Annotated in this window: 11 protein-coding genes; 6 read left to right on the top strand and 5 right to left on the bottom strand. The window is 62.5% G+C overall.

The window, feature by feature from the left end:
• Positions 1 to 159 precede the first annotated feature (159 nt).
• Together trhA and P0D70_RS23280 are read left to right on the top strand one after the other, a co-directional pair.
• Positions 160 to 780 (top strand): PAQR family membrane homeostasis protein TrhA, encoded by a 621-nt coding sequence (gene trhA, locus P0D70_RS23285; protein WP_091799296.1) that lies wholly within the window; start codon positions 160 to 162, stop codon positions 778 to 780.
• Between the two features lie 215 nt (positions 781 to 995).
• Positions 996 to 2558 (top strand): DEAD/DEAH box helicase, encoded by a 1563-nt coding sequence (locus tag P0D70_RS23280; protein ID WP_408186185.1) that lies wholly within the window; start codon positions 996 to 998, stop codon positions 2556 to 2558.
• Between the two features lie 152 nt (positions 2559 to 2710).
• On the opposite strand, the gene P0D70_RS23275 is transcribed toward P0D70_RS23280, so the two are convergent.
• The 4 genes from P0D70_RS23275 to ggt form a co-directional block, all read right to left on the bottom strand.
• Positions 2711 to 3235, bottom strand: coding sequence for a hypothetical protein (locus P0D70_RS23275; RefSeq protein WP_408186186.1), 525 nt, complete (start codon positions 3233 to 3235; stop codon positions 2711 to 2713).
• Positions 3236 to 3358: 123 nt separating this feature from the next.
• Positions 3359 to 4186 (bottom strand): ferritin-like domain-containing protein, encoded by an 828-nt coding sequence (locus P0D70_RS23270; RefSeq protein ID WP_091801020.1) that lies wholly within the window; start codon positions 4184 to 4186, stop codon positions 3359 to 3361.
• Positions 4187 to 4533: 347 nt separating this feature from the next.
• The gene (locus tag P0D70_RS23265) at positions 4534 to 5898 is read right to left on the bottom strand and encodes an MFS transporter (protein WP_408186184.1); all 1365 of its coding nucleotides are present in this window, start codon (positions 5896 to 5898) and stop codon (positions 4534 to 4536) included.
• Between the two features lie 207 nt (positions 5899 to 6105).
• Positions 6106 to 7743, bottom strand: a complete 1638-nt coding sequence (ggt, locus tag P0D70_RS23260; RefSeq protein WP_408186183.1) for a gamma-glutamyltransferase — start codon at positions 7741 to 7743, stop codon at positions 6106 to 6108.
• Between ggt and P0D70_RS23255 the strand changes: the two genes are divergently transcribed.
• The 4 genes from P0D70_RS23255 (at position 7742) to P0D70_RS23240 (ending at position 10232) form a co-directional block, all read left to right on the top strand.
• Positions 7742 to 7891, top strand: a complete 150-nt coding sequence (locus P0D70_RS23255) for a hypothetical protein (protein WP_408186182.1) — start codon at positions 7742 to 7744, stop codon at positions 7889 to 7891. The genes ggt and P0D70_RS23255 overlap by 2 nt on opposite strands.
• Before the next feature lie 207 nt (positions 7892 to 8098).
• Positions 8099 to 8878 (top strand): DeoR/GlpR family DNA-binding transcription regulator, encoded by a 780-nt coding sequence (locus tag P0D70_RS23250; protein ID WP_091799287.1) that lies wholly within the window; start codon positions 8099 to 8101, stop codon positions 8876 to 8878.
• 306 nt (positions 8879 to 9184) lie between these two features.
• Complete coding sequence (locus P0D70_RS23245) at positions 9185 to 9382, top strand: hypothetical protein (RefSeq protein ID WP_177205069.1); 198 nt, start codon at positions 9185 to 9187, stop codon at positions 9380 to 9382.
• A gap of 223 nt (positions 9383 to 9605) precedes the next feature.
• Entirely contained in the window at positions 9606 to 10232 is a 627-nt protein-coding gene (locus tag P0D70_RS23240) for a TetR/AcrR family transcriptional regulator (RefSeq protein ID WP_408186181.1), read from the top strand.
• Between the two features lie 69 nt (positions 10233 to 10301).
• Here P0D70_RS23240 and P0D70_RS23235 read toward each other — a convergent pair whose 3' ends face one another.
• Positions 10302 to 10676 (bottom strand): hypothetical protein, encoded by a 375-nt coding sequence (locus P0D70_RS23235; protein ID WP_408186180.1) that lies wholly within the window; start codon positions 10674 to 10676, stop codon positions 10302 to 10304.
• Positions 10677 to 10871 lie beyond the last annotated feature (195 nt).

Here is a 10871-nt window from a genome sequence, read left to right as displayed (position 1 = left end):
GACCATTGGGCCCTTGGGGCGCGGGCCGCCGCCCCAAAACCCGGGTTGCGCCCCCCCGGGGGCGGGCCCACCTAAATGGGCGGCCGCGCCCTTCGTTTTTTCAGGACCGGTATCATGTGGACGTTCTGGTCCTTATGAACCGCGCAGGAGGAAAGAGTCGTGCATGTCGGTGAGCGTTTCAACAGCATTACCCACCTCGTCGGCGCCGTACTGTCGGTGGCGGGTCTTGCAACGCTCGTCACGATGGGCGCACTCGACGGCGACGCATACAAGGTGGTCAGCTTCAGCGTCTACGGCGCGATGCTGTTCGTGCTGTATGCTATCTCCACGCTTTATCACAGCGTGCGCAGTCCGCGCGTGAAAGCGGTTCTTCAGAAGTGCGACCATTCGGCGATCTACCTGCTGATCGCCGGCAGTTACACTCCGTTCACGCTAGTCACATTGCGCGGACCGTGGGGCTGGTCGCTATTCGGCGTAAGCTGGGGGCTTGCCGCCCTTGGCATCGTGCAGGAACTGACGCTCGGGCGACGCACCCGCAGCGTTTCGATGGTGCTGTATGTGTTGATGGGATGGCTCGCGCTCGTTGCCGTCCGCCCGCTGGTGCATGCCTTACCGGCAGCGGGTACCGCCTGGCTCGTGGCCGGCGGGATCATCTACAGCGCCGGCATCTACTTCTTCATCAACGACGAGCGCATCCGGCACGGACATGGTATCTGGCACCTGTTCGTACTGGCGGGCAGTCTGTGTCAATTCGTCAGTGTTGCGCGCTACGTCGCGTGACATCCCACGGCGGCGAAATGCAACTTAAGGCCAGTCAACGTGTCTGCATAGCGCGTTGAAGCATTCGGCACGCGCTTCCCGCGTGCCGCCGATTTCTCTGCGACCGGGAACTGGGCTTCGGGCCTCGAACATGCCATGTGGGTGTGTTCATGCCGCGTTGATGCCTGCCTGGGCCCATGTGTGCCGTTCGCGAAACTGCATTGCAAAGAGCTTTTATGTCTTTTGATTCTCTCGGCTTGTCCGAACCGTTGGTCCGCGCTGTCCACGAACTTGGCTACACCACGCCGACTCCGATCCAGACGCAAGCGATTCCCGCCGTGCTCAATGGCGGCGACCTGCTGGCCGGCGCGCAAACCGGCACCGGCAAGACCGCCGGCTTCACGTTGCCTATCCTGCAGCGTCTGAACTCCATGCCCGCCGTTGCAACCGGCTCGGGCAAGCGCGCGGTGCGCGCGCTGATCCTCACGCCCACGCGTGAGCTGGCCGCACAGGTCGAAGAAAGCGTGCGCGCCTACGGCAAGTATCTGAAGCTGAAGTCGACCGTGATGTTCGGCGGCGTTGGCATCAATCCGCAGATCGGCGCGTTGAGGAGCGGCGTGGACATCGTCGTCGCGACGCCGGGCCGTTTGCTCGACCACATGCAGCAGAAGACCATCGACCTGTCGCATCTCGAGATTCTCGTGCTCGACGAAGCCGACCGCATGCTCGATATGGGCTTCATCCATGACATCAAGCGCGTGCTCGCCAAGCTGCCGCCGAAGCGTCAGAACCTGCTGTTCTCGGCCACCTTCTCCGACGAGATCAAGACGCTCGCCGACAATCTGCTCGACTCGCCGGCGTTGATCGAAGTCGCGCGCCGCAATACGACGGCGGAAACGGTCGCGCAGAAGATTCACCCGGTGGATCGCGACAAGAAGCGCGAACTGCTCACGCATCTGATCAAACAGCACAACTGGTTCCAGGTGCTGGTGTTCACGCGCACCAAGCACGGCGCCAACCGCCTTGCTGAACAGTTGACGAAGGACGGCATCAACTCGCTGGCGATTCACGGCAACAAGAGCCAGTCGGCCCGTACCCGCGCGCTCGCCGAGTTCAAGGACGGTACGCTGCAGGTGCTGGTGGCGACCGACATCGCCGCGCGCGGCATCGATATCGATCAATTGCCGCACGTGGTCAACTACGATCTGCCGAATGTGCCGGAAGACTACGTGCACCGCATCGGCCGTACGGGCCGCGCAGGCGCGACGGGCGAAGCGGTTTCGCTGGTGTGCGTCGACGAACTGCAATTGCTGAAGGACATCGAGAAGCTGATCAAGCGTCCGGTGCCGCAGGAAGTGATCGCCGGCTTCGAGCCGGACCCGACCGCGAAGCCGGAGCCGATCCTGCGCCGCGGCCAGGGTGGTGGCGGCGGTGGTGGTCGCTCGCCGCGCCAAAGTCAAGGCGCACCGAAGCGCGACGACGCACGGCGCGATGGCGGCGGTTCTGCGAAACCGGCACAACGCTCGGGTCAACGCCCGGCGAACGGTCAGCAGCAACCGAAGCCGCAGGGTGCGAAGCCGACCGGCAACGGCGGCCAGGCGCGTCGTGACGGTCAGCGCCACGACGATCGGCCCCGTGCCGTCGCGCATGAAGGCAGTGCCGCTCAGCATGCGCCGCGTAAGCCGCAGGGTGCGAAGCCGCAAGGCGGCAATCCGGGCGCGTTGCTGGGTGGCGCGAAGCCGCGCAACGACGCGCCGCGCGGTGGCCAGCCCACGCGCAGCGGCCAGCGCGGGCGTTGAGGTTTTGCGTTGAGGTTTTGCGTTGAGCCCCTGCGTTGAGCCCCTGCGCTAAGCCCCTGCGCTAAGCCCCTGCGCTATGCCCCTGCGCTATGCCCCTGCGCCAAGCCTCCAAGCGGCGGCCACAACGGCCGCCGCTTTCTCGCAAACAACGACTAGCGGCCAGCAGCCGCCGCTGCTTGCTTCAGGTGTTCGATCTGCCGCTCCCATCGGTCGAGCACCGCCTTTCCCTCCCCTTCCAGGGCGAACGTAATGCCGCTAGTCAGGCGCGCATAACGAACGCTTTGCGCCTCAGCCGTGTCAATCGAACCGTGCAGATAGACGAGCCCGCTGGCATCGCCGGCAACACTCGCTAGCGGCGTCATCAGCAGCTGCACCTGATAAAACGCTTCGTCGCAAACAAAGGTCAGTGCCGCCCGGCCGCTTTGCGTAATGGCGCGCGTCGCCCTCGCTTGCGGCCACAACGCGATGCATAGCGTGCGCGAATCAGGCGCATACAACTCGCCGACGCCAAGCAGCGACGTGCGCACATGGCCATTCGTATCGACGCTCAGCAGCGACGCGGTAAAACCCGTCTTACTCGCAAGCGACGAACCGTCGAACAACGCGCGCACGGCGTCGGGCCATTCATCGAACACGTTGTGTTCAAGCGGGCGTTCGGAGGCGGGGGAATCGCTCATCATGTCGATCCGGTTGGAAGTGGCCAATCACGCATCATGCCTTGAAAAACAAATGGCCCGCACGAGCGGGCCATTTTCAAAGCGAGCCGTCGACGCAGGCCGACGGCAGGCCGATCCGCGCGGTCAGCGGAAAAAAACGTGCTGCGTGATCTTGGCGAGTGGGTAATGCACGCCCGGCTGAATCCTCGCCGGCAGATCGAGCGGCTTGAGCAGCATCTTCACGCACATATCCGCCGACAGGTTACGCCGCACCAGCGCATTGATACGCGCCGCGCGTTCGCGGTTATAGGCCGAGTCATGCACGCGTTCCGGATAACGAACCGCGAAGACATGCCGCAAAGCGATCTCCGAGTCTTCGTTCTTGATCTCCATTACGCGGCGCATCAGCGCGCCCAGCACTGCGAGACGGCCGTTGCCTTCGATCCTGTTGTACTTCTTGAAGTACTTGAAAAAGTGCTTGTAGTGACGGACTTCGTCGGTGCGGATGTTGTCGGTGATCTGCTTGAGCACCGGCTCGTCCGAGCACTCGCCGATCGCGCGATACAGCGTAGCCGTGCCTGTCTCCACCACGCAGCGCGCGACCATTTCGAGCGCGCGGGTCTTCTCGAAGTCCTCCACCGAACAGGTCAGCGAGTACTCTTCCATGAAATTGCGAAATGCCGTGTCCCAGTCGAACTCCGGCCACACGTAAGCGATATACGTCTTGAGCGCGCGGCCATGCTGCAACTCTTCCGGCTCCCACTCCTGGTTGAGCCAGGCCGAGACTTCAGGATCGCCGTTAAAGAACGTACTCAGATTGCTGGTGTAAAGATCGGAGCCGCTTTCAATAAACGAAGACGCGCACAGCAGCAGCAGCAAATCTTCGTTAGCGACGGCCTTTTGCCGATCAATGCGGGTGAGGTCGATATCCTCGATCCGCCAAGGCATGACATGGTTCAGCTCTGTGTGCATCGTGTCTTGCTCCGAAAACTGTATCGACTCGTGGAGCATGCTCGAAACAGCCCGCTCTCGCCCGAGCGGTCCGCCGTGTCAGATACAGCGCCTTGATTAGAGTTAACCCCTTGTATCTTGCATCTTAGCCGGTGTTTCGCAACTCTGCAGATAACCCAGCACAGACCATGCCGAGACGCGGCAGTTCCAATTTCGGGTAGTCAAAACATTCGGTCGGATAAAAGCGCGGCGCGCGAGGCAGAAAAAAAGCCAGCTCGAAGAGCTGGCTCAAGTCTGCGACGATCATCGTCGATGAGGACTGGCAGGACCGGGCAATGTGCCGATTCGAAGTAACCGGCCCTGGCCGCTCAGGCAGGCTGAACACCTTGCGGCACACGGACGCGGCGCACGCGCCAGGCCACGACGATGAGCGAGAGGCCAGACAGCACCGCGGCAATCAGCACGTAGTAGCTGGGCGCAAGTTTGTCGCCGGTCAGGTGAATGAACGTTTCGACGATCGTCGGTGCGAAGCCGCCGAAGATCGTCACGCCGATGCTGTAAGCGATTGAAAGACCGGTCGAGCGCACCTGCGTTGGAAAAATCTCGGACATCAAGGCGGGCATCGGCCCGGAATAGGCGGCCTTGAAAATACCCGCCGTGCCCTGCAACAGCAGCAGCCAACCGATCGTCGGATGAGTCTGCAACAGCGCGAACATCGGATAGATCAGCGCCCCCATCAGGATCGACGTGGTTAGCATGATGCGAATCCGGCCAATGCGATCGGACAACGCACCCATCACCGGCGAAAGCAGAAACTGCAGGCCGCCATTGAGCACCACCACGCCGAACGATGCCGCCGCCGGCATATGCAATTGCTTGACGGCGTACATCGGCATGTAGAGTTGCAGCACGTACACGCCCACCGTGGATTGCGCGACGATGCCAACGGCAAGCAGCAGGTTGACCCACTGGCTGGCGAACGACGCGTCCTTCTCTTCGCTCGCCGCTGCGCGAGTGCCGCTCGCCTCACGCGCGGCGCGCAGCGCCAGGAACTCGGGCGTCTCGTCGAGGTGCGAACGGATGTAATAGCCCACCGGGCCGACCAGCAAACCGAACACGAACGGAATGCGCCAGCCCCAGTTATTCAGTTGCTCAGGCGGCAGCCACGCGGTCAGCAGCGAGCCGAACGCGGCCGCGGTAATCGCGGCGAGTCCCTGGCTCGCGAACTGCCAGCTCGCGTAATAGCCGCGGCGCGACGCGCTATGTTCGACCATGAAGGCCGTCGCACTGCCGAACTCGCCGCCCACCGCGAAGCCTTGCACGAGCCGCGCGAGCAGAATCAGGATCGGCGCCGCAATGCCGATCGACGCGTACGGCGGCATCACGGCCATCGTGAAGGTGCCGACCATCATCAGCGCGATGGCGAGCGTCAGCGCGGCCTTGCGTCCCTTGCGGTCGCCGTAGATGCCCAGCACCACCGCGCCCAGTGGCCGCATGAGGAACGAGATGCCGAAGGTGGCGATGGCGAGCAGCGTGGAGAGCCACTCGTCCTGCATCGGGAAAAACTGTTTGGCGATGATGGTCGCGAAGTAGCCGTAGACCAGAAAGTCGAACCACTCGAGTGCATTGCCGACCGACGACGAAAACACGATCCGCCGCACCATCGCTTTGGAAAGCGGTGCCGATGGAGAATGAGCGGAAGTTGTCGCCGTGGGCGACGCGGGGGTCTGCATGAAGTCTCCTGCCTGTCTGAGGTCTGATGCCCGATGCCGGGTGTGCCGGAAGCGCCGTTGGCGTCCGGCAATTCTGATTGTTGCGATGCCGTGAAATGGCAGTCGGTCACGCGCGCCGCCGACTCCGCGCACGTTGCCGCGCGTGCGTGGCTGCGCGCGTAGCGACGCGGCCGGCTCGATGGGCGGCCGCCGCGCGCGTGGATGCTTCTAGAACCCGGCGGCCAGCCCGTCACGGCGGCTGTCGCTCGCCGCCACATAGCCGCGCTCCGGATCGTTGCGATCGAGCTTCCAGATGTACTGGCCGGAGCCGAAGTCCATGTACGGATCGTCCACCGATTTGATGACGTGGCCGCGCTTCTGCAAGGCCTCGGCGGTCTTCGGATCGAGCGTCGACTCGATGTCGATCGTGAAGTCGCGATTGACTTTCCAGCGCGGCGCGTCGCACGCGGCCTGCGGCTGCTGACCGTAGTCGAGCATCCGCACGATGGATTGCAGATGACCTTGCGGCTGCATGTCGCCGCCCATCACGCCGAAGCTCATCACCGCTTCCTGCTGGCCGTTCACCTGCTGCGTGAGGAACGACGGAATGATCGTGTGGAACGGACGCTTGCCGCCTTCCACCACGTTCGGCGACTTTGGGTCCATCGAAAAACCGCAACCGCGGTTCTGCATGGCGATGCCGCTGTCCGGCACCACGATGCCCGAGCCGAAGCCCATGTAGTTCGACTGGATGAAGCTGACCATCATGCCGCGCTCGTCCGCCACCGACATGTAGATCGTGCCGCCGGCCTTCGGCATGCCAAAGTCGAACTGTGTGGCGCGCTTGTGATCGATCAGCTTGGCGCGCGAGGTCAGGTAGGCGTCGTCAAGCATCTGCTCGGGCGTGACTTCCATCGAACGCGGATCGGCCACGTAGCGATAGACATCGGCGAACGCGAGCTTCATGGCTTCGATCTGCAAGTGCTGCGACTCGACGTTGTCGACCGCCAGTTCCTTCACATCGAATTTTTCGAGGATGCCCAGCGCGATCAGCGCCGCAATGCCCTGCCCGTTCGGCGGAATCTCGTGCACCGTGTAACCGCGATAGTCCTTGCCGATCGGCTCGACCCAATCCGCTTTGTAGTTGCGCAGATCGTCGGTGGTCAGCGCGCCGCCGCCTTCGCGCGCAAATGCGGCGATCTGCTCGGCGATCTCGCCCTCGTAGTACGCGCGCGGGCCTTGCTCGGCAAGCTTGCGCAGCGTCTTTGCGTGGCCGGGAAAGCGTACCAGCTCACTCACTTCAGGCGCGCGGCCGCGCGGCATGAAGGTTTGCGCGAACCCCGGCAGGTCCTTCAGTTGCGGCACGGCCGCCGCCCATTTATAGGCGACGATGCTTGCCACCGCATGACCGCGCTCGGCGATCTCGATGGCCGGCTCCATCAGGTCGGCGAACGGCAGCGTGCCGAATTTCTGATGCAGTGCCTCCCAGCCGGCGATCACGCCAGGCACCGTCACCGCGTCCCAGCCACGCGTGGGCTGCTTCGCGAGACCGTTTTCTTCGCCGTACTTGCGCTTGAAGTAGTCGACGTTCCATGCCGCCGGCGACACGCCCGACGCGTTCAGGCCATGCAGCTTCTTGCCGTCCCACACCAGCGCGAAGGCGTCGCCGCCCAAACCGCACGATACCGGTTCGACCACCGTGATGGCGGCCGCTGCCGCAATGGCCGCATCGACGGCATTGCCGCCCTTCCAGAGCATGCGCAGCCCGGCTTGCGCCGCGAGCGGATGCGAAGTCGAAACGATGTTGCGCGCGAATACAGGAAGACGCGGCGTCGGATAAGGGTTTTGCCAGTTGAAGCCAGTCATGTCGAACACTCTTGAAAGCGCGGCCCGGCTTGCGGAACGCGGAACCATCGAAAACGGGGCGAATGAGGAAAACGCCGGCGAAGCACGAATCAAACGAAGAACCCGGGATTGCATCGTGATCCGACCCAAAAAACAAATTCATTTATGAACTGAATAAATGCGTAAACAACCTGAATGCGTCTCGCTGAGCCGCCGCACCGTCGTCTCACATCTTATGCATGTCGCACGAGTTGGCAGACAAGACGCGCGATGGTCTTACAATACGCTCACCCCGTTCACGCATTACCCGCTTACTGGCCAAGCCTCACGCGCCGGCGGCGGGTCACGCAGACAAAAATCCCACGAACCGAGACACATGACCCGAGACCCCCGCCTGACTCTCAACGCCCGGCAACAGGAACTGCTGGAGTGGGTGCAACGCGACGGCTTCGTGACCGTGGACGACCTCGCGGCCCACTTCGACGTGACGCCGCAGACGATCCGCCGCGACGTCAACTGGCTCGCCGACATGAACCTGCTGCGCCGCTATCACGGCGGCGCCAGCCTGCCGACCAGTTCCGAGAACGTCTCCTACACCGCGCGTCAGCGCATGTTCCATGAAGAGAAGCGGCGCATCGCGGCGCTAGTGGCCACTCACATTCCCGACCAGGCGTCGCTTTTCATCAACCTCGGCACCACCACCGAAGAAGTAGCGCGCGCGCTCAACCGCCACCGCGGCCTGCGCGTGATCACCAACAACCTGAACGTCGCCAGCATGATGAGCGGCTATCCGGATTGCGAGGTGCTGGTGACGGGCGGCATCGTGCGGCCGTGGGACAAAGGGATCGTCGGCGAACTGGCGATCGATTTCATCCGGCAGTTCAAGGTGGACTTCGCGATCATCGGCACGTCGAGCATCGAACCCGACGGCACGCTGCGCGATTTCGATACGCGCGAAGTGCGCGTGGCCGAGGCGATCATCCAGCATGCGCGCACCGTTTTCCTCGCCGCCGACAACTCGAAATTCGGCCGGCCCGCGCTGGTCCGTCAAGGCCATCTGGATCAGATCGACGCGTTGTTCACGGACATGGCGCCGCCTGCCGAGATGACCGAGACGCTCACCGCCGCCAACTGCCAGGTGTATGTCGCCGAATAAATCCAGGCGTTCTCCGCCATGTTGCAGCGCACGGGAAACTTCGAGTGAAATCAAGAATCTGGCTGCGGCCCCCAACCGCCGCTGACACGCCCAATTGTCAAAGGGAAAATTTACTGGGGCCGATTTGGTGTTTAACGTGCGGTTGACTACACTCCAGTTCCCCGGCGTGCATTGCGCGTTCCGCGTAGCGCCGGTTGCGTGAAACTGTCGTGTTAGCCGTACCTCCCGCCTGATTCTTTGCGGACTTCACTGGTTTGAGCCAGTCGCCGGCAAGGCCGTCCGCGTTTGCTTGACATGGAGAGAACGATGCTGAGTCCGCATGAATTCGCCACGTTGTTGCTCGTCAAGGACGCTCCCAATCAAGTCGACATGGAGCGAGAAGAACTCGACGCACTGCTGGAACGCCAGCTCGTGCAACTCGAACGGCTCGCGTCGGGCAACGAACAATGGCGCGTGACTGAAACGGGCGATAGCGCATTGCGAGCCATCAAGCGACTTTCCTAGTTTTCCGGGTCTTACCGCGATTTAACGGGTTTTACCGCGCCTCACCGCCGGACTGTCAGTCGATGTCCGGCGCGGTGACGCGGGCAAGCAGCGCGTGCATGCGGTGCGATGAGATGGCCCGGACACCATTCGTGCGAAAAGCAGGACGCCGTCCCGTGTCCGCTTTATTGTGCCCAACTCATTTACGCAGTAAATTGACGCGACGGACCTTCTGCCTTCGCGCATGCCCAAAACGCTTTCCCCCGACGACATCCAGCAATTTCGCGAGGCCATGCGGCGCGTGGCCGAGAACGCGTTCGCCACGCGCGGCGCGGAGGGCGTGACGATGCGCGAACTGGCCAAGGAGTTGGGGTGCAGCGCCATGACGCCCTATCGCTACTTCCGCGACAAGGACGAGATTCTCGCGATGGTCCGCGCGGCCGCCTTCAATCGCTTCGCGGCCCGTCTCGAAGCGGCAGCCAAAGCCGCCCCGGAAACGGATCATTCGTTGGTGAGCGAAGCCTACGTCGCTTTCGCACTCGACGAACCGCATGCCTACCGTTTGATGTTTGATTTGACTCAACGGGACAGCGTCTATCCGGAACTCGCCGCCGCTTCGCAGCGCGCGTGGCGCATGCTCGGCGCGCACTTCGAGCGGCTCGTGGCCGCGGGCATTCTGGAAGGCGATCCCCAGTTGATCGGCTACGCATACTGGGCGAGTCTGCATGGCTTCACCATGCTGGCGCTAGCCAATCAGTTGCCACTGCCTCAGGCGCAGCAACCGGCCGTCCACGATACGCCGACGCGCGAAGCCGTATTCGCCCAGATTCGCCGCATGTTATGGCGCGGCGCGCAGCCGCAGCGCGGCTAGCGCAAACCACACTTGCATCCGTTCAGCCACCTGCAGCAAACGTTGTGGAACACAGCCCCCGCTTGAATCTCAGCCGTTGCGCAAAGTCGGATCGACGGCCGCGCGCCAGCTCAACGCGCGGGCCCGCTGGTCGATGAAGAACGTCACCCACTGATTGCGTACTTGCGGATCGGCGCTCGTGCCTTGGCTCGTGTAACGCTGCGCGATCGACGTCTGGAACGCGCAGAAATCGTCCTTCGACAACTTGCCATGCCGGTTCGCCACATAGGCATCGAACACGGCCGCGTAGACGCCTTGCGCGTCGTTGCCGTAGTCGACCGTCTGGGCACTGCACATCTGTTGCAACGACACGAATGACGGTGCGCCCATCGTTCCCGTCAGGCTCGGCGAGCTGACGCATCCCGCGAGAAGCGCTGCGGCGCCGATCATCAAAAGTCCACGCATGAATTCACCTCGAAATAGCTGCTGCCGAGAGTATCGTCCGTGGCCGCGCGTTGCGCTACTACCCGCACACCGGTTAGAGGGTCAGCCAAACGATCCGAACTTTACTTTTTCGAATATGTTCATTAAAGTTCGAAAACGAACACTATCGATTCGATAGATTTTCTAAACGGCTTTTCATATCTCAGATACACAGCG

The organism is Paraburkholderia sp. RL17-381-BIF-C (genome assembly GCF_046026435.1).
GTDB lineage: Bacteria > Pseudomonadota > Gammaproteobacteria > Burkholderiales > Burkholderiaceae > Paraburkholderia.
Note: the sequence above shows the minus strand (reverse complement) of the source record. Positions and strands in the feature narration are given on the sequence as shown.

Coding starts and splice junctions, on each gene's coding strand:
- P0D70_RS23245 (WP_177205069.1), top strand. CDS start 9,185: ATGCTGAGTCCGCATGAATTCGCCACGTTGTTGCTCGTCAAGGACGCT.
- P0D70_RS23275 (WP_408186186.1), bottom strand. CDS start 3,235: ATGAGCGATTCCCCCGCCTCCGAACGCCCGCTTGAACACAACGTGTTC.
- P0D70_RS23235 (WP_408186180.1), bottom strand. CDS start 10,676: ATGCGTGGACTTTTGATGATCGGCGCCGCAGCGCTTCTCGCGGGATGC.
- P0D70_RS23270 (WP_091801020.1), bottom strand. CDS start 4,186: ATGCACACAGAGCTGAACCATGTCATGCCTTGGCGGATCGAGGATATC.
- P0D70_RS23255 (WP_408186182.1), top strand. CDS start 7,742: ATGTCGAACACTCTTGAAAGCGCGGCCCGGCTTGCGGAACGCGGAACC.
- P0D70_RS23240 (WP_408186181.1), top strand. CDS start 9,606: ATGCCCAAAACGCTTTCCCCCGACGACATCCAGCAATTTCGCGAGGCC.
- P0D70_RS23250 (WP_091799287.1), top strand. CDS start 8,099: ATGACCCGAGACCCCCGCCTGACTCTCAACGCCCGGCAACAGGAACTG.
- ggt (WP_408186183.1), bottom strand. CDS start 7,743: ATGACTGGCTTCAACTGGCAAAACCCTTATCCGACGCCGCGTCTTCCT.
- P0D70_RS23280 (WP_408186185.1), top strand. CDS start 996: ATGTCTTTTGATTCTCTCGGCTTGTCCGAACCGTTGGTCCGCGCTGTC.
- P0D70_RS23265 (WP_408186184.1), bottom strand. CDS start 5,898: ATGCAGACCCCCGCGTCGCCCACGGCGACAACTTCCGCTCATTCTCCA.